Annotated in this window: 21 protein-coding genes and 1 pseudogene; 6 read left to right on the top strand and 16 right to left on the bottom strand. The window is 68.6% G+C overall.

Annotation, left to right across the window (positions count from 1 at the left end; translation table 11 throughout):
- Nucleotides 1-427: 427 nt before the first annotated feature.
- Genes ABD301_RS10010 through ABD301_RS09995 form a run of 4 tightly spaced genes read right to left on the bottom strand, consistent with a single transcriptional unit; the run spans nucleotide 428 to nucleotide 3834 of the window.
- Nucleotides 428-1003: a DUF2087 domain-containing protein gene (locus ABD301_RS10010; RefSeq protein WP_344309199.1), complete on the bottom strand. Its 576-nt coding sequence runs from the start codon at nucleotides 1001-1003 to the stop codon at nucleotides 428-430.
- Nucleotides 1003-1539, bottom strand: coding sequence for an NUDIX hydrolase (locus ABD301_RS10005; protein ID WP_344309198.1), 537 nt, complete (start codon nucleotides 1537-1539; stop codon nucleotides 1003-1005). The genes ABD301_RS10010 and ABD301_RS10005 overlap by 1 nt, the downstream gene beginning before the upstream one ends.
- A gap of 31 nt (nucleotides 1540-1570) precedes the next feature.
- Entirely contained in the window at nucleotides 1571-2707 is a 1137-nt protein-coding gene (locus ABD301_RS10000) for an alpha/beta hydrolase (protein ID WP_344309196.1), read from the bottom strand.
- 11 nt (nucleotides 2708-2718) lie between these two features.
- Entirely contained in the window at nucleotides 2719-3834 is a 1116-nt protein-coding gene (locus ABD301_RS09995; RefSeq protein WP_344309194.1) for an alpha/beta hydrolase, read from the bottom strand.
- Between the two features lie 125 nt (nucleotides 3835-3959).
- Here ABD301_RS09995 and hisN point away from each other — a divergent pair, with 125 nt between their 5' ends.
- The 4 genes and pseudogenes from hisN to ABD301_RS09975 all read left to right on the top strand — a co-directional run bounded on the left by hisN (nucleotide 3960) and on the right by ABD301_RS09975 (nucleotide 6906).
- Nucleotides 3960-4781: a histidinol-phosphatase gene (hisN, locus tag ABD301_RS09990; protein WP_163572625.1), complete on the top strand. Its 822-nt coding sequence runs from the start codon at nucleotides 3960-3962 to the stop codon at nucleotides 4779-4781.
- A gap of 75 nt (nucleotides 4782-4856) precedes the next feature.
- Complete coding sequence (locus ABD301_RS09985) at nucleotides 4857-5822, top strand: hypothetical protein (protein ID WP_344309191.1); 966 nt, start codon at nucleotides 4857-4859, stop codon at nucleotides 5820-5822.
- Between the two features lie 274 nt (nucleotides 5823-6096).
- A pseudogene (locus tag ABD301_RS09980) lies at nucleotides 6097-6495 on the top strand (nitroreductase family deazaflavin-dependent oxidoreductase); the annotation flags it as partial.
- The gene (locus ABD301_RS09975; RefSeq protein ID WP_344310003.1) at nucleotides 6475-6906 is read left to right on the top strand and encodes a hemerythrin domain-containing protein; all 432 of its coding nucleotides are present in this window, start codon (nucleotides 6475-6477) and stop codon (nucleotides 6904-6906) included. The pseudogene ABD301_RS09980 and the gene ABD301_RS09975, both read left to right, overlap by 21 nt.
- Before the next feature lie 42 nt (nucleotides 6907-6948).
- Here ABD301_RS09975 and ABD301_RS09970 read toward each other — a convergent pair whose 3' ends face one another.
- The 5 genes from ABD301_RS09970 to ABD301_RS09950 all read right to left on the bottom strand — a co-directional run bounded on the left by ABD301_RS09970 (nucleotide 6949) and on the right by ABD301_RS09950 (nucleotide 16239).
- The gene (locus ABD301_RS09970; RefSeq protein ID WP_344309189.1) at nucleotides 6949-7659 is read right to left on the bottom strand and encodes a class I SAM-dependent methyltransferase; all 711 of its coding nucleotides are present in this window, start codon (nucleotides 7657-7659) and stop codon (nucleotides 6949-6951) included.
- 3 nt (nucleotides 7660-7662) lie between these two features.
- Nucleotides 7663-8286 (bottom strand): RdgB/HAM1 family non-canonical purine NTP pyrophosphatase, encoded by a 624-nt coding sequence (rdgB, locus tag ABD301_RS09965; protein ID WP_163572623.1) that lies wholly within the window; start codon nucleotides 8284-8286, stop codon nucleotides 7663-7665.
- On the bottom strand, nucleotides 8283-9020 hold the full coding sequence (gene rph, locus ABD301_RS09960; protein WP_163572622.1) for a ribonuclease PH: 738 nt from the start codon (nucleotides 9018-9020) through the stop codon (nucleotides 8283-8285). The genes rdgB and rph overlap by 4 nt, the downstream gene beginning before the upstream one ends.
- A gap of 72 nt (nucleotides 9021-9092) precedes the next feature.
- Entirely contained in the window at nucleotides 9093-12593 is a 3501-nt protein-coding gene (locus ABD301_RS09955; RefSeq protein ID WP_344309185.1) for a DUF8189 domain-containing protein, read from the bottom strand.
- Between the two features lie 142 nt (nucleotides 12594-12735).
- Entirely contained in the window at nucleotides 12736-16239 is a 3504-nt protein-coding gene (locus ABD301_RS09950; RefSeq protein WP_344309183.1) for a DUF8189 domain-containing protein, read from the bottom strand.
- A 393-nt stretch (nucleotides 16240-16632) separates the two neighbouring features.
- Here ABD301_RS09950 and ABD301_RS09945 point away from each other — a divergent pair, with 393 nt between their 5' ends.
- Nucleotides 16633-17751 (top strand): hypothetical protein, encoded by a 1119-nt coding sequence (locus ABD301_RS09945; RefSeq protein WP_344309181.1) that lies wholly within the window; start codon nucleotides 16633-16635, stop codon nucleotides 17749-17751.
- A gap of 470 nt (nucleotides 17752-18221) precedes the next feature.
- Here ABD301_RS09945 and ABD301_RS09940 read toward each other — a convergent pair whose 3' ends face one another.
- The 5 genes from ABD301_RS09940 to ABD301_RS09920 form a co-directional block, all read right to left on the bottom strand.
- Nucleotides 18222-20435 (bottom strand): dehydrogenase E1 component subunit alpha/beta, encoded by a 2214-nt coding sequence (locus tag ABD301_RS09940; RefSeq protein ID WP_425551915.1) that lies wholly within the window; start codon nucleotides 20433-20435, stop codon nucleotides 18222-18224.
- A 70-nt stretch (nucleotides 20436-20505) separates the two neighbouring features.
- Complete coding sequence (locus tag ABD301_RS09935) at nucleotides 20506-21351, bottom strand: SGNH/GDSL hydrolase family protein (RefSeq protein ID WP_344309179.1); 846 nt, start codon at nucleotides 21349-21351, stop codon at nucleotides 20506-20508.
- A gap of 43 nt (nucleotides 21352-21394) precedes the next feature.
- Nucleotides 21395-22582 carry a glycosyltransferase gene (locus tag ABD301_RS09930; RefSeq protein WP_279582567.1) on the bottom strand — a complete coding sequence of 396 codons (1188 nt, stop codon included), beginning with the start codon at nucleotides 22580-22582 and terminating at the stop codon, nucleotides 21395-21397.
- Nucleotides 22579-23712, bottom strand: a complete 1134-nt coding sequence (locus tag ABD301_RS09925; RefSeq protein ID WP_344309175.1) for a glycosyltransferase family 4 protein — start codon at nucleotides 23710-23712, stop codon at nucleotides 22579-22581. Before ABD301_RS09925 ends, ABD301_RS09930 begins: the two co-directional genes overlap by 4 nt.
- A gap of 241 nt (nucleotides 23713-23953) precedes the next feature.
- Nucleotides 23954-24439, bottom strand: a complete 486-nt coding sequence (locus ABD301_RS09920) for a GNAT family N-acetyltransferase (RefSeq protein ID WP_344309173.1) — start codon at nucleotides 24437-24439, stop codon at nucleotides 23954-23956.
- Between the two features lie 107 nt (nucleotides 24440-24546).
- Between ABD301_RS09920 and ABD301_RS09915 the strand changes: the two genes are divergently transcribed.
- On the top strand, nucleotides 24547-25002 hold the full coding sequence (locus tag ABD301_RS09915) for a cupin domain-containing protein (RefSeq protein WP_344309171.1): 456 nt from the start codon (nucleotides 24547-24549) through the stop codon (nucleotides 25000-25002).
- On the opposite strand, the gene ABD301_RS09910 is transcribed toward ABD301_RS09915, so the two are convergent.
- Both ABD301_RS09910 and murI read right to left on the bottom strand, forming a co-directional pair.
- Nucleotides 24999-25748, bottom strand: coding sequence for an MBL fold metallo-hydrolase (locus ABD301_RS09910; protein WP_344309169.1), 750 nt, complete (start codon nucleotides 25746-25748; stop codon nucleotides 24999-25001). The two genes, ABD301_RS09915 and ABD301_RS09910, sit on opposite strands and share 4 nt — an antisense overlap.
- On the bottom strand, nucleotides 25745-26569 hold the full coding sequence (gene murI, locus ABD301_RS09905) for a glutamate racemase (RefSeq protein ID WP_344309999.1): 825 nt from the start codon (nucleotides 26567-26569) through the stop codon (nucleotides 25745-25747). Before murI ends, ABD301_RS09910 begins: the two co-directional genes overlap by 4 nt.
- Nucleotides 26570-26652 lie beyond the last annotated feature (83 nt).

Below are 26652 nucleotides of genomic sequence, written 5' to 3'. Positions count from 1 at the left end.
GCCGGTGCCGGGCGGTCACCTTCATACCGTTGTTGTATGGGGGTGATCGCCCGGTGCCGGCAGCCGACGCTTGGGCTCGGCCCTCGCCGCCTGGGGTTAGGAGACACGCCCTAGACCCGCGGCTGCCTGCTCGGCGGCACCGAGTGGCACCGAGTGGCACCGAAAAGGCGCCGCTCGGCGAGCAAGGTGAACCCAGACCAGGGTGCGGCGCGAAACTGTCGTACCCCTCCGGCAGATTTGCCCCCACCCAGTGACGGGTGGGGGGTGGGTTCGAGGACCAATGTCCAACTAAATCAAGGTCCACCTCTCGACCCACCCCCCGCCCGTTCAAAGGGAGGGGGAAAGAAAAACAGACACCTACGACAATTTCGCGCCGCACCCGGCGTGTTGCCGGCGGGACGCGCCGGGTGGATCTACGCGCTGAACGTCAGACCGGGTGGTGGCCGCCGATGCGCCAGTACTGGCCGGCTTCGCGGGCCAGCAGAGACTCGTCGACGAGGTAGCGGCGCAGGGCCGCGTAGTCGGGGTACCACGCGCGCAGGATCGCGTTGACTTCGCGTTCGGGATAGCGCACACCCGGTTCGAAGGCCAGCGCGATGTGTTCCAGGACGGCGAGGCGCTTGGCGCGGGCGGCCGGCATGGTGGTGAGGCGACCGTTGGTGATGAAGGTACGCAGGGCGCCGGCGACGGCTGGGTCGGTGGCGCCGAAGTCTTCGGTTTCGGCTGGTTCGGTGGCGTCCTGGGCAAGTTGGCGCAGTGCGGCGACCGTCAAGTCACCGTCCACAGTGGACAGTAAGCCGCCCGCGACCAGTTGGCCGACGGCTTTGGCGGCGTCTTTGGCGCTCAGGTCGGCGGCCTCGGCGACGTCGGCGATGCGGGCTGCACCGAGCGCGACCGCGGCCAGCGCGCGCAGCCGGGCCGGTTCGGCGAGCAGCCGGACAACCGCGACCGGGGTGAGCACCGGACGGTCGGATTCCGGCTCGGGGAAAGGGAAGAAGGCCATCACGACTCCGGGAAGGCGAGGTGGTGGAGCAGGGCGGTCAGCGCCAGGCCGTTGGTGACCCGGCCGGCGCGGACGTGCCCGGCGAGATCGGCGGCCGGCACCCACTCGACCCGGTCCGACTCGTACGCGTCGACCGGCTCACCGACGTAGTCGGCGCCATCGGCGCGCAGCACATGGAAAGTCTGCCGGGCGGTGCCGTTCAAGGGGTGGTACGCGATCAGCTCGCGCAACGGGCCGGGCCGCCAGCCGGTCTCCTCCAGGGTCTCCCGGGCGCCGGCCTGCGCGGGCGTCTCGCCCTCCTCCATCCGACCGGCCGGGATCTCCCACCCCTGCGAGTCGGTGGTGAACCGGTGCCGCCACAGCAGCAGGACAGCGCCGTCCTTCGGGCGTACGACCAGCACTCCAACCGCCGGATACGGATAGACCACGACGTGGTGGTCGATCTGCCGACCGTCCGGCAGCCGGATGTCGGCGATCGCCACATCCAGCCAGCCGCCGGCATAAACCGTCCGCTCGTTCCGCACCTGCCATCGCACGGTCCCCGACCCTATCCGACCGCAAGCGCGGCTACGCGAGGGTACGGGCGAACCAGTCCCACATCTTGGGCTCAACCACCACCCAGGCCGCGTCCACATGGCCGCCGCTGGGCGACATCTCCAGCGTCACGCCGTCCGGCCGGGCCACCGCCTTGGCGAAGGTCGCGGCCGCCGTCTGGTCCTCCACACTGTCCACTGTGGAAAAGACATAAAAGTCCAGCGGCAGGTGCTTGCGATGCAAGATCGTCCACTGTGGACTGTTGTCCAGCCGGGCCTGCGCGTTGCCTTTGTAGAGATCACCGGTGGTGTTGTCGGTGACAGCGGTGAAATACCCGGAGAGGCTGGCGGCCGCGGAGAACCGCTGCGGATAGTTCAACGCCAGGTTCGCCGCACAGAACCCGCCGGTCGACACGCCGGCCACACCCCAACCGCGGCGGTCCGTACGCACCCGAAACTGTGCCGCCAGCGCGTCCGGCACATCCTCCGCGAGATAGGTGGCGGCCTGCGCGCCACCGACCGCGTTGACACATTCGCTGTCCTTGGGCGGCGCCGGATTCTGTTGCGGCATCACCGCGATCATCGCCGGCGCGCGGCCGGTCCTGATCTCCTCGTCGAGGTATTTCTTCACGTCCAACGAGACCGGCCAGGTGTACGGGGTGCCCGGATAGCCAGCCAGCAACTCGACCACCGGGAACTTGCGTTTCTGCTCGCTCTTGTTGGCGTACGAGCCCGGCACATAGACCCATGCCTGGAAGTTGTAGCCGGTCCGCTTGCCGTGCAACGTCACCTGGATGACCTGGCTTTTGGTGGCGTCGTTGCGATCGACCAAAGACGTGAAGAGTCGCGACCCAAGGCCGGTGACCTCCCGCTGGATCGGGTTCGGTGCCTTGCCGTTCGGCCCGCTCTGCACCGGTCGGTTGAACACCTCGCGCGCTTCCTCGTGGGCCGGCGGGATCCCGAGAAGGTCATTCCAGGTCGTGTAGAAACCCTGGTCGGCGTTGACATATCCGGCCAGGACGAGCAGAAAAAGCACCTGCGCGGTGAAAACCACCGTCAGCCGGCGACCCAGCTGCCAGCGCTTCCACTTCCAGGTGAGAAAGGCGAAAACCGTTATTCCAACCGTCAGCACCGCAAGCAGGCCGACAAAGGTTATGTCGTTGGGCTCCATTGTTTTTAACCTCAGGTTTTCAACTGACTTCCCAGCCACTGCCAGGCACGGATTGACGCGGACCGCCAGACGCCATCGTTATGTCCCCCGGTCGGCTGCAGCACGACGGCCAGGCCGTCCGGCGGCTTGACCGCGGCGATGAAATTCTTGGTAGACGGATAGGAACTCGGATCGTCCTCGATGGCGAAGAGGTAGAAACTCATCGGCGGCCGGTTGTGCAGCTGCACTGTGTGCGTCGGGCTGTTCGCCTCCCGCAGCTCTGTCGACCCGCCATACAGGTCACCGGTGGTGTCGTCGATGAGCGCGTCGAAGTAACCTCCGATGCTCACCACCGACGCGTATTCGGTCGGGTGTCGCAACGCCAGGTTGGCCGCACAGAACCCGCCGGTCGAAACGCCCATGGTGGCCCAGCCGGTCCGGTCCGTGGCCGTACGCAGCGCGGCCTTCAGGTAGTCCGGCACGTCCTGGGTGAGGAAGGTGTCGACCTGGTCGCCGCCGGCCGCGTTCACGCATTCGCTGTCCCGCGGCGGCGACGGATACTGCAACGCCACCTCCGCGATCACCGGCTGCATCTTGTGTTGGTTGATCAAAGTGTCCAATGTCGACTGCAACTGCATGCCGACCGTCCAGGTCTGCAACGAACCCGGATATCCGGAGAACAGCTGCACCACCGGGAATCTTTTGTTGGCATTGGCTTTGTCGAAATAGGCCGCCGGCACGTATGTCGTCATGGGCAGCGTAATGCCGCTCTTTGAACCGCTGACATACGTGTCTTCCACCACGCTGTGGCCGCCGGCACCACCGAGTTTGGCGATTTTCGCACTGAAGGTGGCCGGTGCGCTCAACTGACTGTTGGGCGGTTTCGGCACCGGTTTGCCGCGCGAGGCAACCGTCCCGCCAGGCGGTCCGGACGTACTCGAAAGGCCCAACAGATCCGACCAGGAAGTAAAGAAATACTCCTGCCGATTGATCCACGCGGCCGCGAACGCAACCAGCAGCACCTGGGAGAGCAGCAGGCCGATAATGCGTCTGGGCATCTTGAATCGCCACCGGTCCCACGTGATCACTGTCACGGCGGTAAAGCCGACGAAAAGCAACGCCAGTACGGCCAGCAATGAGCGCGACAACAACCCCACGGTGGGTTAACCCCCGGTCTCCATGACTCTTTTCAGGCATACCTGTGTTCTGAGACGCTTAACCGACCTCTTAGGTTCCATCAAGATCGTCCTTATCTAACCTGTACGGTGCGCTCATGGCGACTTACACCGACGATCTGGCGTTGGCTCACGTGCTGGCCGACACCGCTGACTCCATCTCGTTGGGCCGGTTCAAGGCACTGGATCTGCGGGTGGACAGCAAGCCGGACATGACGCCGGTCAGCGACGCCGACACCGCCGTCGAGAAGGCGATCGAGTCGACTCTCGCTCGTACTCGCCCGCGCGATGGCCTGCTCGGCGAGGAGTTCGGCGAGCGCAGCGGCCCGGCCGGCAACGGCCAGCGGCGCTGGGTGGTCGACCCGATCGACGGGACCGCCAACTACGTCCGCGGGGTGCCGGTGTGGGCCACCCTGATCGCGCTGCTGGACGGCAACGAGCCGGTGGTCGGGCTGGTGTCCGCGCCGGCGATGCGACAGCGCTGGTGGGCCGCTCGCGGCGGCGGCGCGTACACCGGCCGGCAGCGCTCCTCGGCGACCGCCATAAAGACCTCGGCGGTGACCAACCTCTCCGACGCCTCGCTGTCCTACTCGAGCATCAGTGACTGGTACGACGCCGACCGCGGCGACGCCTTCATGGGCCTCACCCGCGAGGTGTGGCGTACGCGTGCGTACGGCGACTTCTACTCGTACGTCCTGCTGGCCGAGGGCGCCCTGGACGTGGCCATCGAGCCGGAGGTGTCGCTCTGGGACCTGGCCGCGCTGGTCCCGATCATCACCGAGGCCGGTGGCCGGTTCACCGACCTGTCCGGGCAGCCCGGGCCGCATGGCGGCAGCGCGGTGGCCACCAACGGCCACCTGCACACCGAGGTGTTGGCCCAGCTGACGCCCAGTCAGGCGAGGTCTGCCCCACCAGCGTGAAAAATGTCGGTGAACCTGGGGTGCGGTACAGGGGCGCCCCGAGCGAGGTTGCCGCACCGTAAGTAGTCTCTGGTGGTGTCTGTGGGGTGGGTGTTTCTGGCGCTGTCCGTAGTGTTCTACGGGTTCGCCAATTTCCTGCAGGCGATCGCCGCGACCAGCGAGCGCGGGACGACCCGGTTCGGCGTAAGGACGCTGTTCCGGCTGGCCACCCATCGGACGTACGTCGCCGGCATCCTGGCGCAGTTTCTGGGCTTCGTGTGTGCGTTCTTCGCGCGTGCGGACCTGCCGCTGTTCCTGGTCCAGTCGGCGGCCGCGGGTGGGCTGGGGCTGACCACGCTGCTCGGCGTACTGATCCTCAAGTGGCGGCTGCCCACCATCGAGCTGGTGCTGCTGGGCATGCTGGCCTTCGGACTGCTGGCGCTGATCCTGTCCGCCGAACAGTCCCCGTCCGAGCCGCTGAACCTGTTCGAGGTGGTGTTGCTGGCCGGTACGGCCATCGGGATCGCCCTGATGGGCCGGTTGGCGTCCCGGCAACGCGGGTCCGAGGGCGCGGTGGCGCTGGGCAGCCTCGCCGGGCTGGGGTTCAGCGCCGCCGCGATCGCGTCCCGGCCGCTGGCCGGACACGACTCGGTACTCGCCTTCGTCTCCGATCCGCTGCTCTACATCGTGATCGTCAACTCGATCATCGGCCAGGTGCTGTTGGCCGCGGCGATGCAGCGCGGCAGTACGACCGCCGCGGTCGCGTCGATGGAAGCGGCCACCGCCGTGCCGGCGGCGTTTTTCGGCGTGGTGCTGTTGGGCGACAAGATCGCGCCGGGCCGGACCTGGCTGGCGGTCCTGGGCTTCGTCGTGAGCCTCGCCGCGGTGCTGCTGATGACCCGCTTCTCCAGCGAACAACACGGCGGCGCGCCGGGCGACTATCCGCTGCAGCTGCGACCTCGAAAGAAAGCCGCGCAGATCAAGAACGGCCGCTGGGTCGCGCCGCCGCGCCGGCAGAACGCGCGTCGCGGCCGTGCGTACAAAAAACGGCGGGTGCTCTAGCGTTGGCGCATTTCGTCGGTTAATGTCGTCGCCGTGACTACCGGGTCGGCCATGGGCCACAAGCGAGTGAGGTTCCCGGTCGCGGCGTGAGCGCCCGGCGGGCCAGAGGCCCGCCTTTCCCTTTGGTTCTCCCCTTTTTTAAGGGTCTGACGACCGTACCCCCATTTTTCGTCGGCGACATCCGTCCGGCTCCTGGCCCGCGACATTTTCTTGCTGCCCCATGGCAGTTCTTTGTCATGCTCCTTTTTTGCCAACCCTGAGAAGAAAGTAGTGAATTCCCATCGATTTCAACCAGCAGATCATCGACGAGTTCCGCGCCAATGAAGGAAAAGTCGGCGGCTATTTCGAAGGAGCCCGGTTGCTCCTGCTGACCACCACCGGGGCGCGGTCCGGCGCCAAGCGTACGACCCCGCTGGTCTACCTCCCGGACGGCGGCGAGCGGATCCTGGTCATCGGCTCCGCCGGTGGTGCGCCGCGCCACCCGGCCTGGTTCCACAACCTGGTCGCGCACCCCCGCGCGACCGTCGAGAACGGCGTTTTCACGTACCAGGCGGCGGCCACGGTGCTGGAAGGCGCCGAGCGGGACCAGATCTTCACCCGGGCGGCGCAGGCCAATCCGGGCTGGGCCGACTACCAGGCCAAGACGAGCAGGGTGATCCCGGTGATCGCGCTGAAGCCGGTCAGCGCCGGCCCGCCGAACACCACCCTGAAGGGCATCCACGACGCCTTCCGCCGGGAACTTTCGTTGGTACGCCAGGAGATCGCCGACTCCGGCCCGACCATCGGCGCACAGCTGCGAGTGAACTGCCTGACCGTCTGCCAGGGCCTGCACCTGCACCACGCCGGCGAGGAGGCGGGGATTTTCCCGCAGTTGGTACGGCGCTTCCCCGAGGTGGAACCGGCGATCGACCGGCTGCGGGTCGAGCACGAGAAGGTCGCGGCCCTGGTCGACGAACTGCGAGCCGCCATTGCCTCGGACCGTACGGACCGGCCGGCGGTACTGGCCGAGGTGGACCGGCTGATCGACGAGCTGGAACGCCACCTGACGTACGAAGAAGAGCAGCTGATGCCGCTGCTCGGCTAAAAGTCGGCACTGGACGCTCGCGCGGGCGTCCAGTGCCGGAACTCAGCGGGCTCGGGCCACCGCGAAGACCGACTGGCCGAACGGCGGCCGGATCTTGGACTCGATGCGCCGCTCGACCGGGATGTAGACCTTGTCGTACAAGGTCAGCATCGGGCTTTCCTGCGGGCGCCGGTTGAGCAGTTTCACCGCGCCGTACCAGGCGAACAGGCCCAGCGCGTTGATGTACTGGCAGCGCTCGATCTCCAGGCCGGCGGACGTGAGCGCCTCCGCCATGCTGGCCTTGGTGTAGCGACGCTGGTGGCCGATCTCCAGGTCGAACTTGCTCATCGCGAACTCGAACGCCGGCACCACCAGCACCACCGCGCCGCCGGGCCGCAGCAGGCCGGAGAAGGCCTTCAGCGCGTCGATCTGGTCGGGGATGTGCTCCAACACGTTGTACGCGACGACGGCCGAGTAGTCGGCGGTCTCGTCGATCGGCACGGCCAGCTCGCGCACGCTCACCCGCGGGTCGTTCTCGAACCGCTCGTACAACCCCGCGAGGCGGGCTGGGTCGGCTTCGCTGGCGGTGAGCTTGACGCCCATGTCGGCCCAGTCGGAGGCGTAGTAGCCCATCCCGGAGCCGATCTCCAGCAGGTTGTCGCCGAAATACGGCATCCCCAACGAGCAGAGCCAGCGCCGGTAGTTCACCGCGGCGCGGAGGTCCTCAAGGACGTCCGACTGCAGCTCGGTGTCGCCAACTACCTTGTTGCTCATCAGTCAGTGTGCTCCCGTCGAAGTCGCTAACGCCTTTGTCAGCGGGCCGGCGAGCGCGCGAAGCGCGCGTCCCCGATGGCTCAGCTGGTCCTTCTCCGCCGCTGGCATCTCGGCGGTGGTCCGGCTGTGCCCGGTCGGAACGAAAATGGGGTCGTACCCGAAACCGTTGTCACCTCTTGGTTCGGTGGTCAGCGTACCGTCCACCCTGCCTACCACGACGTCCTCAACCCCATCTGGTGTGACCAACGCCGCAGCGCAGACGAAGGCGGCGCCGCGCCGCAGCGCCGGCACGTCGTTGATCTGGGCCAGCAGCAACGCGAGGTTGGCCGCGTCGTCGCCGTGGCCGCCGGACCACCGCGCGGACAGCACACCGGGCATCCCGTTCAGCGCGTCGACCGCGATCCCGGAGTCGTCGGCGACCGTCAGCAAGCCGGTGTGCCGGGCCCCTTCACGGGCCTTGAGCAGCGCGTTGTCCTCGAAGGTCTGGCCCGTCTCGGGGACCTCCTGGTACGCCGGCACGTCCGCCAGCGACAACAGCTGCACGTCACCGAGGTCGATGGTCACCAGGATCCGGTGCAGCTCGTCGAGCTTCTTGAGATTGCGGGTCGCGACCAGCAGCTGGCTCACCCGCGGGCCTCACGCTGCATCCGGGCCAGCTCCGCGGTGCCGGCGACCGCGAGGTCCAGCAGCGCGTCCAGCCGGGCCCGATCGAAGACGCCGTGCTCGGCGGTGCCCTGGACCTCGACGAAGTCGCCGGTGCCCGTACAGATGACGTTCATGTCGACCTCGGCATCGACGTCCTCTTCGTAGCAGAGGTCGAGCATCGGCACGCCGGCGATGACGCCGACGCTGACCGCGGCCACTGAATGGGGCAGCGTGGCGGCCGGGTCCTTGGCCAGCGCGCCACGCTTGGCCAGCCAGTCAACAGCGTCGGCGAGTGCCACATACGCACCGCTGATGGCGGCCGTACGAGTGCCGCCGTCGGCCTGCAGCACGTCACAGTCGAGCTGGATGGTGTTCTCGCCGAGCGCCTTCAGGTCAATCGCGGCCCGCAGGCTGCGCCCGATCAGCCGGCTGATCTCGTGCGTACGACCGCCGACGCGGCCCTTCACGCTCTCCCGGTCGCCGCGGGTGTGGGTGGCGCGTGGCAGCATCGCGTATTCGGCCGTCACCCAGCCGAGGCCGCTGCCCTTGCGCCAGCGTGGCACGCCTTCGGTCACGCTGGCCGCACACAGCACCCGGGTACGCCCGTACTCGACGAGCACCGACCCCTCGGCGTGGTCGAGCCAGTTTCTGGTGAAAGTCACCGGGCGGAGTTGATCGGCGCGCCGTCCATCCGGACGACCAGCGGCGGGCGTCATGTCACGGGAGCCTAGATGATGCCAATCTTCCCCCTTGTCCGGCCCGCCGCCGTCCCATTCCCGCCGTCACCCTCAGAGGCCGGTGCCGGTACGGGTGAGGTGCCAGGGGCCGGTGCCGGGTTGGTCCTGCCAGCCGACGGTGGCGCTGCCGTCGCCGGCCGGGGCGGTGAAAACCAGCCTGCCGATATCGTCCTGGGAGACCGCGACCGGGCCGGTGACCTGCGCGTACGTGTGCGAGGCGTCGCGGATCAGGGTGGCGTGCCATGGGCCGCTGTCGGGAGCGTTCTGCCAACCGTGCAGGACGCGGCCGTCGGACGTACGAACGAAGTACGTGAGCAGGGCGCAGGCGTCCAGCGAGATGGCTGGGTCGCCGACGACGGTGGCGGTGACGTGGGTGCCGTCGTCGTCCGTGTCGGTGACCGGCATCAGGGTCGTCCACTGCCACGGGCCGGCACCCACGTTTGTCTGCCAGCCGTGCGAGAGCCGGCCGGCTGGGTCACGGGCGACGAAGACGAGCCGACCCCACGAGGTTTGCCCGATCGCCGGCCGGCCAGCCACCGGCACCGGGTCACCGGTGTCGTTCTGCCGGATGATCGTGGTGTGCCACTGGGTGGCGCCGGGGCTGTCCTGCCAGCCATGCAGCAGCTGGTTGCCGGTCGTCTGTACGAAGAAGCAGAGCTTGCCGCCGACATCCAGGCCGACCGCTGGATCGCCCGTCGCCGTCGCGACGTTTCCGCTGCTCACATCGGTGAGGGTGGCGGTGTGCCAGCTGTCCGAGGTGGGCGAATCGAGCCAGCCAACCACCAGCGTGTTCTGTGGCGTACGAGCAAGGAAGGTCAGTTTGCCGGCGGCGTCGACCGCGGCGGCCGGCGGGCCGGCGAGGATGACCGACGGCGCGGCCGGGCTCTGCCAACCTCCCGATTGCCGCCGCCAGGTCAGCGCGCCCGCGGTGGTCCGGCCGAGCACGCTCATCCGGCCCGACACGTCCACCACGGACGCGACCGGGCCAGCGACCGGCCCGGCCACCATCGTTTGCTGCCAGGTCGCGGGATCCGCACCCCGCTGGCCAATGGCAATCGCACCATTGGCCGCCGCCAGCGCGTACGTGAGTACGCCGCTGTCGTCCTGCCGTACGGACGTGCCCGGGCTTTCCAGCACCATGCTCGTCGACTCGAACCGCAGGTTGTCCACGTACACCGAAACGTCCGAGCTCTGCTGGTTCGTGTAGATCTGGAACGACGTGAGCCCGGACAGGTCGAACCCGCCCTGGTCAGGGTGGGTGAGGTCGTTGGGCAGGTGCCACAGCCGAAACCGGACCGTCTGCATTTGGCGCGGCGCAAGATAAACCGGGTGCTTGTCGTCGGCCGTAACAGAATTGTAGAACTTGCCGTTCACCACCAGGACATGGTCGGAGTCGTTGTACGCCTCGAAAGCGAACGTGTCGTATGTGGTCCAGTTGTTGCGGCCGATGTCGGCCGCGTAGAAGTAGACGCCCGGGGACTGCGACCCGGCCTGGAAGGTGATCTGCAGAGACGAGCCGCCGGTCGCCGGGTGCGCGGTCGAGCGGGCCACGCTCGCGCCGACCGTCCGCAGCCGAGTGACGTTCTGGTCGGTCTCGAAACTGTTGATGCGCAACGGATGCGGCAGGCCGATCGGGCCCACTTGTACGGACCTGGTCAAGGTGTCGGCGCCGACCGTCACCACGACTTTCTGGTAGCCGGCGGGCAACGGCAGGATCGTCCGGTGAATGTCGGCCTTGGTCGTACGCTCCGCCGGGGTGCTCGCCGCGCCAGCAATCGTCACGGCCGTGCCTGACCCCACATAGACGGTGACCGGCACGTGGAAGGCTCTTGCCTTGCCCAGCACCACAACCGCGGGCACGCCGTTCACCAGCCGGTCGACCTGAGCGCCGACTTCGCTGCGAACGGTCTCAAAAAGAGCCGGATCGTCGCGATAGTTGTCGATCCAGGTGTAAAGCACGTCAAAATACGGCTTGAGAAGATCGCGAACGGCGATCCGGTCGGCCACCCCGAGGGTGGTCGCGATCGCCATGCTGCGCTGCTCGAAAAGATGGAGTTGTTCGCGGTCCTGCAGACCACCTTCGATGGCGTGCACTCTGATGGACCCGACCGGCCCGGGCAGCCCGACCGATTTTCCTGGATACAACAGGAAACCGTCGCCAGCCGCGTGGATATCCGGGATCGAGTACGGATCAGCGTACGGATCGCGCGGGTGATAGACCGGGTCGACATAGCTGCCGAACGCCGTGGTCGACCAATAAAGCAGGCCGGTGTAGCCGAGGGCGTGTTGCATCCACGGCAGCAACCTCGACCCGACCAGGCTGTCGTCGATCATCAAACCCGGCCACGGCCAGGTGTCGCCAACGCAGACGTACGACCAGACCGTGTCGCCGCGGGCTCGCAACGTGTCGACGGCCCGCGGCTCGTCCAGCATCGGGACGAGGTGCTGCTCGAAACACCAGGCGGCGTTGGCGTCGACAAGTTTCTGCGACGGTGGGAAAGTCAGCGTCATGACGGTCGGGACCTCGGGCGCGAGTTGGTGCAGCTGCCCGTACGCACGCAGCAGGTTGTTCAGCTCCAGATCACTACCCGGCTCGTCACCGACGTAGAAATATGCCTTGCCGAGCAAGCCGTTCTGCCGCAGACCGGCGATCACCTTGCTGAGTTTTGCGGTGTCAAAAGTGATCCCGCTGGGGTCCTTCTGGGAGCCGCTGACATAGGTCGGGATCCGGAAGGCGCTCACCCGCTGGTCGCCGAGATAGCCGGGTGCGGCGGCCAGGAACTGGTCCGGATCCGGATCGGGTCCGGCGCCTGGGGTGTAGTTCGGGCCGGGGCCGGGATCGCCGATCAGCGGAATCTCGTCCGCCACGATCCGGTGGTCGCGCTGGTACGCGTAATAGGCGTCCATTCTTGTGTTGAAGTCGGGCGTTCCCCACGCGACCCCTTCGGCGAACGCGGCTTGCTTGTACCAGTTGTCGAAGGCGGTGGCCGTGGTCGGCGCGGTCGGGATGGCGAAACCCCACACTGTCAACGAAATCGGTACGGTGATGCCGCCACTCAGCGTGATGGTGCCCGCGTACGCACCGGCCGGCTGGCCCGCCGGCACGCTGACGGTGACGAGCAGGGCGCTGTTGACGCCGGGCGTGACCGTGATGGTGGTCGCCGGCACCACCGCGTCTGGATACCAGCCGGCCGAAAAGCGCGAGTTCTGCGCGGTGGTGACCTGCACGTACCGTTGCTGGAAGAAATGGATCGCGGACGACGCCAGGGTGCCGTTCGGCCCGGTCAGGTCGGACGCGGTGGCGGTCACCGAGCTGAGACCGTTCGAGGTCAGCACGATCTGGCCGAACTGCCGCTCGTTGCCAGCCGACGTGAGCGTGAGCCGGGCCGGCGGATTGGCTGGGGTCGCCCGATCGCGCCTGACCTTGTCGGCGTTGGCTGGCACCCACACAGTGACCGTCGCGGCCGCGAAGGCGGCCGGCCCCGCCACAAAAGGCGCACCCGAGGCGGCCGCCGCCGCGACCAGGAATCCCCGCCGGCTGATACCCGTCATCCCGAACCCCATTCCACAGTTGACAAATGTCAGATTTCCCAGCAGTGGCAACGAAAGTGAGCGGGCGGCAGCGTACCCACGGGGCGCTGCGGATCGCAATGCCTTCGATCGAAACCGCGGGAATCGACATTCGCCAGTGGGTTCAGGGTCGGCGGTGCGGGACCCGCAAACCCGATCCGGAGGACGTGAGGTGCCACGGCCGGGAGGCCGGCACGTCCTGCGAACCGATGACGGCCGCGCCGTTCGTGCCAGGACCGGCGAACACCAGGCAGCCGATCTCGTCCTGCGAAACCGTTACGTCGTCGGCGATCGTCGCGTACGCACCCGAGGCATCGCGTATGAGCGTGGCGTGCCACGGGCCGTTGTCCGGGCTGTCCTGCCAGCCGTGCAGGACGCGATTGTCGGACGTACGCACGAAATACGTGAGCCGGCCGCTGGCGTCCAGCGAGCAGACCGGCTGGCCGGCGACGGTCACCGTCACGTGGTTGCCGTCGTCGTCCGTGTCAGTCGTGGGCTGCAATGTGGTCCACTGCCACGGACCCTGCCCGGGCACGCTCTGCCAGCCGTGGGAAAGCCGGCCACTGGGGTCGCGGGCGACGAAAACCAGCCGTCCCGGCGATCCCTGTCCCATTCCCGGCCGGCCAGCGATCAGCACCGGAGCACCGGTACCGTTCTGCAGGATGACCGCGGTGTGCCAGGTCGACGACCCAGGTGTGTCCTGCCAGCCGTGCAACAGCTGGTTTCCGCTTGTCTGGACCAAAAAGCACAGCTTGCCGCTGATATCCAGGCCCACCGCAGGGTCGCCGAGCGCGGTCGCGTCGGGCCCTGTCGCGATCTGCCAGCGGTCCGAGACGGGACTGTCCAGCCAACCGGTGACCAGCGCGTTTTCCGTCGTACGGGCCAAAAATGTCAATCGGCCATGCGCGTCGATCGCGGCCGCGGGCGGCCCGGCCAGTCGTACGCTCGGCACCGCCTTGCTTTCCCAGCCAGTGGCCGTCGACCGCCGCCAGACCAGCGCGCCGGAGCCACTGCGCCCGAGCAGGTTCATCCGCCCCCGCAGGTCCAGCACGGACGCGACCTGGCCCGCGACCGGGCCCGGCGCGGACAACCGTGACCAGGTCCCACCGACCCGCCGGCCGTAGGCGATCGAGCCGTCAACCGCCGGCAGCGCGTACGTGAGAGTTCCACTGTCGTCGAGCCGCATCGCCGTCCCCGGGTTTTCCAGCACCACGCTGTTGGACTCGAATCTCAGGTCGTCGATATAGACCGACACCGCTGTCTGGCGTTTGGTGGTGTAGATCTGAAACGAGGTGAGGGTGGAGAGGTCGAAGTCGCCCTGCGTCGGGTCGTAGATATTGGCTGGTACGTGCCAAAGCTTGAACCGGACGGTCTGGCGCTGCCGCGGCGCGAGGTAGACGACGTGGTTGTCGTCAGCGGCGACGGGGTTGTAGAACTTGCCGTTGAGCGCGACAACCTTGTCGGAGTCGTTGTACGCCTCGAAAGCGACCTCGCGGAACTTCGTCCAGTCGTTGCGACCAACATGCTCGATACCACGGAAATAGACACCCGGATAGTCAACGCCGGTCGGGAAAGTGATCTGCAGGCATGACTTCCCGGTGACCGGATGCGCGGTGGACCGGGCGACGGTCGCGCCCGAGGCCTGCAGGCGGGCTACGTCCCGGTCGGTCTCGAAAGTGTTGATCCGGACCGGATGCGGCAGCCCGACCGGGCCGACCTGGACGGACCTGGTGAGGGTGTCCGCGCCGGCGGTGACGATGATTTTCTGGTAGCCAGCCGGCAGCGGGAGCAGTGCGGAGTGAATGTCGGCTTTCGCGGTCCGCTCGGTGACCCCGCACGACTTGCCGGCGATCGTCACCGGCACGCCCGTACGAACGTAGACGGTCACCGGCACGTGGTAGGCGCGCGGCTTGCCGACCACGACGACCGCCGGCTCACCGTTGAGCAGCCGGTCGACCTGGATTCCGACCTCGGTGCGGATGTTCCCGAACAGCACCGGGTCGTCCTGATAGCGGTCCAGCCACTGGTAAAGCACGTCGAAATACGGTTTGAGCAGGTCGCCGACGGCGATCCGGTCGGCTACCCCGAGCTGGATGGCGATCGCCATGCTGCGTTGCTCGAACAGCACAAGGTGCTCGCGGTCCTGCATGCCGGCCTCGACCGCGTGCATCCGCAGCGACCCGACCGGCCCGGCCACTCCGACCGGCTTGCCCGGGTAGAGCATGAACCCGTCGCCGGCGCTGGAGTCATCCGCGTACGGGATGGCGTACACGTCCCGGGGTGTGTAGTTGGTTCCGTCCCAGGTGCCGAAGGCCGTCGTCGACCAGTAGAGCAGGCCGGTGTAGCCCTGGGAGTGCTGAAACCAGGGCACCAGCTGGGAACCGACCAGCGAGTCGTCGATCATCACGCCCGGGTACGGCCAGGTGTCACCGATGCAGATGTACGTCCAGAGCAGGTCGCCACGGGCCTTGAGGGTGTCGACCGCGCGCGGCTCGTCCAGCATCGGAACCGTGTGCTGTTCGAAAACCCAGGCGTTGTTCTCGTCGATCAGCGACTGCCGCGGGCGGTGCGTCAGGGTCATGATCGTGGGCACCTCGGGCGCGACCTGATGCAGGGTTTTGTAAGCGCCGACAAGGACGTCCTCGGCCTGGTCGGAACCCGGTTCGTCGCCGAGATAGAAAAAGGCCTTCGGCAACAGGCCCTGCTGACGAAGGTAGCCGGTCACTTTGGCGAGCTTGCCGGTGTCGATGGTGATGGTGCTGTTCTGGTCGCCGCTCGCGTACGTCGGCAGCTGGAACGACGTGACCCGCGGGTCCTTCACATAATCGGCGATCTGCGCGATGTAGGCGTCCGGCTCTGCATCAGGTCCGGGTCCCGGGTGGTAGCCCGGCCCGGGGCCGGGGTCGCCGATCAGCGGTGGGTGGTTCGGCATCACGCGGTGGTCGATCTGGTAGGCGTAGTACGCGTCCATCCGGGTCTTGAACTCGGGAGTCCCCCACCGCACGCCTTCGGCGAGCGCGGCCTGCTGATACCACGGCCAGAACGCGGCGGTGCTGGTCGGCGTGACCGGGCTCGCGAATCCCCACACGGTCAGTGCCACCGGGACGGTGACTGGGGCGTCGCCGCCACTGAGGGTGATCGAGCCGGTGTACGCGCCCGCCGGCTGGTCGGCCGGGATTCGTACGGTCACCAGGAAAGCCGCGTTGACGTCCGGGCCGGTCAGCACCGAGGTCGCCGGCACCAGGGCGTCTGGATACCAGCCGGTCGGGTATTTGTCGTTCTGCTTGGTGGGCACGTTTACGTACCGTTGTTGGAAAAACGAGACCGCAGTCGCCGGCATTCTGGCGCCGCCGGGCCCGCTGAGATCGGTGGCCGCCGCGGTCACCGTCGCCGCCGCGCTGGTACGCACCACGACCTGCCCGAACTGGCGCTCGTTGCGAGCCGAGCTGAGGACCAACTGGGCCGCGGGATGGGCTGGCACAGCACGGTCTCGCCGGATCTTGTCGGCGGCGGACGGCACCCAGACAGTCGCCGTCGAGGCCGCGAACGCGGCCGCGCCGCCCCACACCGGAGCCGTCGCCGCCGCTGCCGTGGCGACCAGAAAACCCCGCCGGCTGATACCTGCCATCACGCAACCCCAATCCTTGTGCATGACAAATGTGATTTCGCACTTTTGGAAGCAAACTCGGGAGCGGGCGGCAGCTTAACCACGGCTTCGGCGCGGCCGCAACGGTTTCCCGGCGATGCCAGCGAATGAATTTTCAGCATTCCGCTGTCGTTGGGCACGCCCCAAAATCCGGACCCTTTAGTCACGTTATGCGTTATTTACTCTATAAATGGCTCTTCGAATGATTTGACAGGAATTTGGACCAGTCCTGCGCGAAACTGTCGGCCCCATCCGGCAGCGTCGATTTCGGGGGCAGCTCGACCCGGAAACGGACATTTCCGGCACATCCTGGATTCATGCCATATCCGGCGGCCGGCGTGCCGCCGCGATGATCATCTGTCGTACGGTCACGCCGTGATGACGAAGGCGAGCGGCCCACAGGCGGGGCCGTACCAGCTGCTCAAAAGGCTCGGCGACGGCGAGCTCGGCGGGGTGTTCCTGGCCGCGGACAGCGCCGGCCGGCACGCGATCGTGGCGCAGCTGATCAAGGGCGCGGCCGAAGCGGACCAGCAGCGTTTCGCCGAGGCGGTACGGGCGTTGGCCCTCGGCGAGGCGGATGGCGCTGGAGTGCTGGGTGCCGAACCCAAGGCCAAGCGGCCGTGGGTGGCTACCGCGCTGGGCAACCCGACCGGCGCTGAAACACTGTTCGCGGCCTTCGACCCGACGCTCAAGATCCGCCGGCCGGTGCCACGGTCCGCCGCCGATCTGGTGCCGCCGGACCCCTTCGCCGGCATTCCAGCGACCGGCGACACTGCCCGGTCGCGGGCGCTGATGCCGATAGTGGTGACAGTCGCCATTGTCTTGACGCTGTGCCTCGGGCTGGGCACCGCGGCCGCGGTGCTGGCCGGCCGGTCGACGACCGCGAAGCCGAACGCGTCGAACTGGACCCCGATGGACCACCCGATGCCAGTCACCACGCCGAGCACCCAGCCCACCACCCCCACCCCATCGGCGCCCTCGGTGTCACCAGCGCCCGAACCGCCGACCAGGGGCAGCTGGCCGGCCGCGTGGAAGAAATTCAGCGGTACCGACAAAACTCGCGTCATCGACCTGCAAGGACTGCCGCTTTCCTTTCGAGTGCCCGAATCCTGGGGCTGTCTGGTGTTGTCCAGCAGCGCCACCTCGACCGTGGTTTCCTGCATCGACGACGAATACCCGAACAGCCAGGGCCCGCGGGTGCGGCTCACCTTCCGGTCCTGCCCGAATTCCTGCTCGGCCACCCAGCAGCGCCAGCAGCGCGCTGACATTGAGACCTTCGGTCAACGCTGGATCACCGCCGACGCGCAATCCACTTACGCGGAAGCGAAAAACGTCACCACGACGATCGGCAGCGGCCGGTACGTGCTGGTCATCAGCCGGTTCTTCCACAGCAGGTCCGGCGCCGCGCTGGACCGCCAACTGATCGTCACCGGGTCCAGCGGCTCCGACCGGGTCGGTCAGGTACAGCAGGTCGTCAACGAGATCCGCGGCTGAGTTGTTGGCTGAGTTTCTGGCCGCAGTTCCTGCGGCGGCGCATCCGGTTCACGTCGCCAGGGCGCCCAAAAAAGCGGGCTGTGCCTCTGGCCGCAGTGCCTGCGGCGGCGCATCCGGTTCACGTCGCCAGGGCGCCCAAAAAACGGGCACCCCACCGCCGCGAACCTGGGCGGCCTCCGGCCGCCGCGCGTGCGTGGCTGGGCGTGCGGGCGTGCGGGCGTGCGGGCGTGCGGGCGTGCGGGCGAGCGGGCGAGCAGGCGAGCGGCGGCGATCGCCGAGTGTGCGGGCGGGCGTGCGGGCGTGCGGGCGAGCGGGCGGCGGCGATCGCCGAGCGGGCGCGATCGCCGAGTGTCGTACTTTGTCCCGCACTCGGCGTCGAGTGCGGGATAAAGTGCCGCGATCGACGACCTGCCAAAGCTGGTGGCGGGGGTGTCCCAGGGTGGTAGGTACGGGCAGCGGCGGGCTTGGGGTCAGACCAGCCGGCGCGCTGCCGAATAGATGGTTTCTTCTGACAGCAGCACAAGATTCGCGGCGGCGCCGAGCGGGATGAAACTGTCCTCGCTAGCGACCCGGGCGAGTTTCCCGCCGAATCCGGCATCGACCAGCGCGGTCACCACGCCCTCCGAGACACCGCCGGTCCGCCGGGTCTCGTCCACCACCAAGACCTTGCCGGTGGCCTGCGCGGCGGCGACCAGATCGCCTACCGGCAGCGGTGACAGCCAGCGCAAATCCAGCACCCGTACGGAAATTCCGTCCTGCGCGAGCCTGGCCGCCACCCGCAGGCTCATCGGCACGCCATTCCCGAATGTCACCAGCGTCAGATCCGAGCCGTCGCCGTACGTACGAGCGGAGCCCAGTGGCACGTGCGTGTCGGCCCACCGGGAAGGCGGCTCGTACGGCGCCATCCACTGCCCATCGCCCTCTTCGTGGAGGTCGCGGGTGTGGTAAAGCGCGATGGGCTCAAGGAAAACGCTGACCGTGCCGTCGACAGTGGCCGCGGCCGCGCACGTACGCAACATCGCGGCGGCGTCGTCCGCGCGGGACGGCGAGGCGATCACCAACCCGGGAATGTCCCGCAGCGCGCCAACAGCGTTGTCGTTGTGGAAATGGCCGCCGAAACCCTTCTGATAGCCGTAGCCGGCGATGCGTACGACCATCGGGTTTCGGTACTGCCCGGCGGAAAAGAACTGCAAGGTTGCCGCCTCGCCGCGGAGCTGGTCGGCGGCGTTGTGCACATACGCGAGATACTGGATTTCCGGAATGGCGACCAGGCCGGAAATGCCGGCACCCAGCGCCAGCCCCAGAATCGACTGCTCGTCCAGCAAGGTGTCGAAAACCCGCGCCGAGCCGAATTGTTTCTGCAGACCCCTGGTCACCCCGTAGACGCCGCCCTTGCGGGCCACGTCCTCACCGAAGACGAGCGTGTTGGCGCGAGCGGCCAGGACATCGGCCAGCGAACGGTTAATCGCCTGGGCGAGCGTCAGCGGACCCTCGTTTTCGGGGAGGTTCTGGGAAAAGACCCGGTCCCGGTCGGCCGTTGACTTCGCCACCTCGGCGGCTACCCAGTTCGGCCGGCGGGGTGCCAGCGCGGCGATCACGGCGGCCGCCGAGGTGAGCTTGGGCCGGGTCACCGCATCGTCGGCGATCTCTCTTACGCGTGCCCGCATCTGGTCGTAGCGTTGGACAATCTCGTCCGGGGTGAGAATGCCGGCCTCGGAAAGCGTACGAGCGGTGCAAAGCAGCGGGTCTCGATCCAGGTCCGCGGCCACCTCGGCCGGTGTCCGATAGCCGGACTCCACATCGGACCCGGCGTGACCCATCAGCCGAACCGTGGACAGGTGCAGGAAAACCGGCGAGCGGCGACTGCGTACCCACTCGACCGCCTCAGTGGCGGCGGTGTACGCGGCGACCACGTCGAGGCCGTCGGCGGCGATGTATCGCACGCCAGGGCGAGCCGCGTTCGCGGCCTCCACCCAGCCCGACGGCGTACGCACGCTGATGCCGATCCCGTTGTCCTCGCAGACCATCAACAACGGCACCGGCATGCCCTGGTGGCGGGTGTACGCGATCGCGTTCAGCGCGCCGACCGTGGTGGAGTGGTTGGAGGACGCGTCGCCGATGCTGCAAACCGTGATGGCGTCTCGCGGCCAGGTCGACGGCGCGGCCAGCTTGCGGGCCCGCTCGATGGCCAGCGCCACCCCGAGCGCCCGCGGCGGATGCGAGCCGATCGTCGAGGTCTGCGGGATGACCGCCAGCTCGGCATTGCCGAACACCTTGTGCCGGCCGCCGGCGATCGGCTCGTCGGCGGCCGCGACGATGCCCAGCAGCACGTCCCGGATGCCGGCGTCCAGGCCTCGTACCTGCTGCGACCGGGCCAGGTAGAAACCGCCCGACCGGTAGTGCAGCAGCGCCGGATCGGTCGGCCGCAAAGCCGCCGCGACCCCCGCGTTGCCCTCGTGCCCGGACGAGCCGATCGAATAGAACCCGTTGCGGCTCGCGCCGAGCTCGCGGGCCACCAGGTCCAGGTGCCGGCTGGCCAGCTGCGCGTCGAACAGCCCGAGCACCTCGTCGCCGGTCAGCGCGCTGCCGTCCCGCACCGGCGCGGCCCGGTCACTGGCCGGCTTGGCCGGGAACGAACGCGCGACGAGGAGAAAATGCTCATCCACCGGATGCGGCTGGCTCACCGTACGAACGTATCAACCCGCGCCACCCCGCCCGGCCGCGTCATCGCCTGGATCACACCGCAAGCCCGGATCAGAGGGCGACCTGGACCGGTTCGACCTCGGCGAGAGCGGCGGGGGTGGGCGGGGTGACCCGCCATTCGGTACGCAGGACGGGCGCCGGGCGCGGCGGCTGCTCCAGCGGGCGGCGGCGCAGGTCGGCCCAGATCTCGGCGGCGGCGAGGCCGACCAGCTGCGGCACCAGGTCGTGGCTGCGGGCGGCCACCCACGCGGTGCCGCGAGTGGCCAGCCACCACAGCTGGCCGCGCCGGGTGACCTGCGCGCCGCCGGAGCGATCGACGGTCAGCCGGCCCGGGAGGTGGAAGCCGAGGGCGGTGAGCGCGGCCGCGTACTCGACCGCGATGTGCCGGTGGCCCACCTCGGACGGATGCAGCCGGTCGACGCTCCACAGTGGACGCTCGTACGTCCGCGGATCGCCGGCGAGGTCGACGTGAACCGTGCCATAGCGGCGCGAGATGTCGTCGACGGCGGTGTTCACCTCGGCGATTCGGCGGGCCAGCGGGCGGGCCAGCGCGGCCGGCAACGACAGCATCCGGCCCGGGTCGGGCATCCGGGCGGTGAGCACGGTCGCGCCGGCCGCGGTCAGGCCGGCGACCGTACGCTCCAGATGGGTCGCGCACACGTCGGCCCGAAAGTTGCCGCGCAACGTGTCGTTCACGCCGACCAGCACCGACGCGATGTGCGGCCGCTGCACGAGGGCCTTCTCCAGCTGCCCGCCACTCACGTCGGCGGCGGTCGCGCCGTTGACCGCCACGTTGATGAAGACCGCGTCCATGGCCAGCGCGAGCAGGCTCGCCCAGCCGCGCCATCCCCCGCCGGGCAACGGGTCGCCCAGCCCCACCGTGGTGCTGTCCCCCAAGGCGACGAACCTTAGAGGGCGTCTAAGAGACATCACTTCCCCCTCACGAAACTTCGACATCGATCGACAACCCATGCGTACGCAACATCGCCTGCACCGACGTCGACCAGCTGAAACGCTCGGCCTGGCGGCGGGCGGCCAGCCGCCGGGCCGCCGGTGGCAGCGCGGCGATCTGCAGCAGCCCGTCGGCGAAGGCCTCGCCGTCCGCGACCACGTCGTGCTGTCCCCGTACGACCACCCCGGCGTCGCCGACCACCTCACCGAGCGCGCCGTCCCCGGGCGCGACCACCGGCGTACCGCAGGCGAGCGCCTCCAGGGCGGCGAGACCGAAGGTCTCGACCGGCCCCGGCGCGATCAGTACGTCCGCGGTGGCCAGCAGGCGGGCCAGCTCGGCGCGGTCGTGGCCGAAGCCGGCGAACCGGATCGGCAGCCCTTGCGCGGCCGCCTCCAGGGAGCCGCGCAGAGGTCCGTCGCCAGCCACCACGGCCGCCGCCCGTACGCCCCGAGCCAGCAGCGCCTCGATCGCGTGGATGACCCGGTGCGGCAGCTTCTCGGTGTGCAGCCGGGTGCACTGCACCACCAGCAGCTCACCTGGGCTGGCCAGCCGGCCGCGCAGCGCCGCGTCGTACCGGCTCGAGTGGAACAGCTCCAGGTCCACGCCCAGCGGCACCCGGCGCAGATTGGTGACGCCGAGCCGGGTGAACTCGGCGCTGGCCCAGTCGGTGGTGATGACGACGGTGTCGTACGCCTGCGCCATCCGCCGGTTCAGCGCGTCGGCGACCGGGATCGCCCGGCCGCTCGCCGCCGGCAACCACGTGTCGGCATAGAGCCTGAGCAGCGAATCCAGCCGCTCGTGGGAGACGACCACGGAGCCGACGCCGCGGGCCCGCGCCCAGCTCGCGACCCATCGCAGGGTCGTACGGTCGTGCACCTCGACGCGGTCCGGGCGCAGCTCACCGAGCCAGCGCCGGACGTGCCGGCGGGACACGATCGCCCGGTAGCCGCCGGTCCCGGGGATCACCGGCGACGGCACGGTGATCACCCGGCCGTAGTCGGTCTCGGTGTCGCTGGCGGTGCCCGCCGGCACGATCAGGACCGGGTGGTGGCCGGCCGCCCGGTAGCCGCGGCCCCACTCGCGCAGCGCGGTCCGCAGGCCGCCGGACACCGGTCCGACGAAGTTGGCCAGCCGGACGATTCGCGCCGGGCCGGCACCGTTGTCGTCCGCGATCACGCGGCTCGCACTTCCGGCCCGGCGTGGCGTACTGCGAGGTAGTGCTGCACCAAGGCCGCGTTAACCGACGACCAGGTCCGGTGCAGCACCGACGCGCGGGTGCCGGCGGCGAACCGGGCGAGCCTGGTCCGGTCGGCGACCAGCGCACTCACCGCGGTGACCAGCTCGGCCGGGTCATCGGGGCGTACGAGCAGGCCGGTCTGGCCGTCTTTGACCAGGTCGAGCGGGCCACCGGCGGCTGGCGCGACGGCCGGCACGCCAGCGGCGAGAGCCTCCTGGACGGACTGGCAGAAGGTCTCGTTCGCGCCGGTGTGGACAAAGAGGTCCAGGCTCGCGTACGCGGCCGACAGGTCGGCGCCACGCAACTCGCCACGGAACGTCGCCTGCGGCATCCGGTGCTCCAGCGCCTTGCGGGCCGGACCGTCGCCGACGATCACCACCCGTACGCCGGGCAGCAGGGTGACGGGCTCCAGCAGCTCAAGGTGCTTCTCGGCGGCCAGCCGACCGACGTACCCGACCAGCAGCTCACCGCCGGGAGCCAGCTCCCGCCGCAGCGCCTGACTGCGGTGCTCAGGCGAGAAGCGATCGCCGTCCACCCCGCGCGGCCACAGGTGTACGCGCGGCACGCCGTGGTTCTGGAGGTCCTGGACGGCGGGACGGGAGGGCGCGAGCGTACGCCCGGCGGCACAGTGCACCCGGCGCAGCCATCGCCAGGCCGCCGCCCGGCCGACCCCGAGCCGATAGAAACCGGCGAACCCGGCCACATCGGTCTGGTAGATCGCCACCGACGGCAGCCCGAGCCGCTCGGCCACGAACGCGCCGTGCGCGCCGAGCGCGAACGGCGACGCCAGATGCACGACATCGGCACGGTGTGCGATCAGCGCGTTCTCGAGTCTGCGGCTGGGCAGCCCGATCCGGAAGGACGGGTAGCCGGGCATTGGCACGGACGGGACCCGGACAACCTCGCACTGGTCGTCATGGGCGTACGACCCGGCTTCGGCGGCCGGCTCCGGCGCCACCACCATCGGCTGGTGGCCCTGCCGGTTCAGGTACTCGACCACCCGTTGCACCGAGTGCGAGACACCATTGGCATCGGGGAGATAGGACTCGGTCACGATCGCCACTCGCATACGTCCACGGTGACGGCGAATGTCGCAAATCCGGCCACGTCCGTATGTCGCGTCTGGGACACGTTGTTGAACGCTTGGAAATCAATGACGCTCAGTCACCGTACGGATGTCGTACAAGCAGCCGCCCGGCGAACAACTCCGCCAGCCCAACTCTGCCAGCCCAAACCGGCCAGCCCAAACAGCCAGCTCAAAACTGTCGGTCCCCCGGCGGATCCTCGGATTCGGGGGCGGCTCATTCTGGTCAGGTGTCGTTTCGATTCCATCGGTAGAACCGGAGCTTCTCGTTCTCCTCGACCAACCGCATCCCAACGGCCTCCATGACCCGCTGGGAGCCGAGGTTGTCGTGCGTGGTGTCGCCTTCGACGGCGGTGACGCCGTGGGCCGCGGCGAAACGCAGCAGCTCCCGAAGCGCCTCAGTCGCGTATCCCATCCCTCGTACCGACGGGATCAGGCCATAGCCGATGGTGACGACGCCCCGCTCATCGGCGGCACCGTGAAAGCCCAGGCCGCCGATCGCCTGCCCGTCCTCGCGGCGGCGGATCTCGTACGTGCCGAAGGGCCGCGGATCGCCGATTTCCTCGCAGGTGGTCAGGTATCGCAGCGCGGCGTTGCGCTCACCGTCGGCCGGATATCCCGGCGCCCAGCGCGCGTCGGCGTCCGGCATCTGCGCCAGCACCTGCTGCGCCTCATCGATCGTCATCGGATGCAGCACGAGTCGTGTTGTCACAAGGTCTTCCACGTTTGTCTGGATAGCACGCCCCCCTCGATTCGGCGACGGCATTTTCGGTTGGTAGACCTTTGTTCTGATGGCGTACAAAGACCTGGAGGGTCACGATGGCTGAGCGTACGAAGGCATTGCTGCGGCCGGCGGGAACCGGGGAGACCATCCCCGGGCCCGGCGTGCAGATGCTGTTCAAGGTGACCGGCGCGGACACGAACGGGACGTTGGCGTTCCAGGAGTTCCGGCTGGCGCCGGGCGGGCCGGCCGTACGGCCGCACATCCACTGGGAGCACGACGAATACTTCTACGTCGTCGAGGGCGAGCTGACCGTACACACCGGCGACCGCGAGACGGCGGTCGGACCCGGCGGGTTGCTGGCTGCCGTACGCGGCTCGGTGCACGGCTTTCGCAACGCGTCGGACGCGCCGGTTAAGGCGCTCTGCGTGTTCTCGCCGGCCGGGTACGAGAACTATTTCCGCGAGGTGCATGAGGCGATCGCGTCCGGCGAGGCGATGACTGACGAGCGGATGGCCGCGCTGCGGTCGAACTACGCGTCGGAGACCGTCTAGATCTCGTACACAGAACCGCAGCGCACAACGTCGAGAGAGCCGGCGAAGGACGCGCGGGCCTCGGCATATGTACGAGTGCTGTCGTTCCAGGCCACCAAGTGGGTGAGCAGCAGCCGGTCGACACCGGCGGCGGTGGCGTGTTCGGCGGCTTGGCGACCGGACAGGTGCAGGTCCGGAGTGTTGTCCGGCTCGTCCAGGAAGGCCGCCTCGCACAGCAGCGTGTCAGCGCCCGCCGCCAACTCCACCAGCGCCTCGCAGGGACCGGTGTCGGCGGAGTACGCGAGGGCGTGGCCGGCGTGCGAGATCCGCAGCCCGTACGTCTCGACCGGGTGGTTCATAAGAGCGGTCGTCACCTCGAAGGGGCCGATCTTCCCGGTCCCCGGCGTGAGCGTGTGGTAGTCGAAGACCCCGCTGCTGGCGGTCTGGTCACCCCACGCGGATCCGAGCCGCTCCTGGGTGCCGGCCGGGCCGTAGACGGGCAGCGGCTCCAGCGCCGGCGAGCCGTGCCGGCGGGCGTACTTGCGGACCACCATGTACGGGCAGAGGTCGCTCCAGTGGTCCGGGTGCAGATGGCTGACGATGACGGCGTCCACGTCGAAGAGGCCGTGTAGCCGCTGCAGGTTCGTCAGCGCGCCGTTGCCCAGGTCGACCAGCAACGAGAAGCCGTCGGCCTGCAGCAGATAGGAGGAGCACGGCGAGTCCGGGCCGGGATAGCTGCCCGCGCAACCGAGCACGGTCAGCTTCACCGGGCCACCTCCGCCGGGGCCGCGGCCAGCTGGCCGACCGAGCCGATCGCCGGACCGAGGAAGCGCCGGCTGACCCGATGGAAGAGCTCCACGTCCCCGGTGGCCAGGAACTGGTGCCGGGGCGGCGGCGCGTCCTCGGACCTCAGCAGGTCCTGCTGCGTGAGCACCCGGTAGAGGTCCTTCGCGGTCTCCTCGGCACTGGACACCAGCGTGACGCCTTCGCCCATCACCAGACCGACGACGCCGGCGAGCAGCGGGTAGTGCGTACACCCGAGGACCAGCGTGTCGACCTCCGCGCGCTGCAGAGGCTCCAAATACGACTGGGCCATCCCGAGGATTTGCCGGCCACTGGTCACCCCCCGCTCGACGAAGTCGACGAAGGCCGGGCAGGGCGCGCTGGTCAAGGTGACGTTGGGCGCGGCGCCGAAGAGGTCCTGATACGCACCACTGGCGACTGTCACCCGGGTCGCGATCAAACCGACCCGGCCGGTGCGAGTGGCCGCGACGGCTCGGCGTACGGCAGGAAGCACAACCTCGACGACCGGCACGTCATAACGCTCGCGGGCGTCCGCCAGACAGGCCGCGCTCGCCGAGTTGCAGGCGATCACCAGCGCCTTGACGCCACTGGACACCAACGCGTCCATCGCCGCCAACGCGTACGCGCGGACCTCGGCGATCGGGCGCGGGCCGTACGGACCGTGGGCGGTGTCGCCGACGTACGTGATCTGCTCATGCGGCAGCTGGTCGAGGACCGCGCGGGCCACCGTCAGACCGCCGACACCGGAGTCGAACACTCCGATCGGCCGGTCCGCGGCCGGCACCGGTAATTGCTGGGAAGAGGCAAAATCCGCCACCCGGCGAGCGTACGCGACCCGTACCTGTCCACTGCCATCCCTCGTGACGA

It is taken from the genome of Fodinicola feengrottensis, from assembly GCF_039530045.1.
In the GTDB taxonomy this organism is placed as follows: Bacteria; Actinomycetota; Actinomycetes; order Mycobacteriales; family HKI-0501; genus Fodinicola; species Fodinicola feengrottensis.
The sequence above is the reverse complement of the archived record's forward strand: the minus strand, read 5'-3'. Positions and strand labels throughout refer to the sequence as shown.

Coding starts and splice junctions, on each gene's coding strand:
- ABD301_RS10010 (WP_344309199.1), bottom strand. CDS start 1,003: ATGGCCTTCTTCCCTTTCCCCGAGCCGGAATCCGACCGTCCGGTGCTC.
- ABD301_RS10000 (WP_344309196.1), bottom strand. CDS start 2,707: ATGGAGCCCAACGACATAACCTTTGTCGGCCTGCTTGCGGTGCTGACG.
- hisN (WP_163572625.1), top strand. CDS start 3,960: ATGGCGACTTACACCGACGATCTGGCGTTGGCTCACGTGCTGGCCGAC.
- ABD301_RS09970 (WP_344309189.1), bottom strand. CDS start 7,659: ATGAGCAACAAGGTAGTTGGCGACACCGAGCTGCAGTCGGACGTCCTT.
- rph (WP_163572622.1), bottom strand. CDS start 9,020: ATGACGCCCGCCGCTGGTCGTCCGGATGGACGGCGCGCCGATCAACTC.
- ABD301_RS09955 (WP_344309185.1), bottom strand. CDS start 12,593: ATGACGGGTATCAGCCGGCGGGGATTCCTGGTCGCGGCGGCGGCCGCC.
- ABD301_RS09950 (WP_344309183.1), bottom strand. CDS start 16,239: ATGGCAGGTATCAGCCGGCGGGGTTTTCTGGTCGCCACGGCAGCGGCG.
- ABD301_RS09925 (WP_344309175.1), bottom strand. CDS start 23,712: ATGCGAGTGGCGATCGTGACCGAGTCCTATCTCCCCGATGCCAATGGT.
- ABD301_RS09915 (WP_344309171.1), top strand. CDS start 24,547: ATGGCTGAGCGTACGAAGGCATTGCTGCGGCCGGCGGGAACCGGGGAG.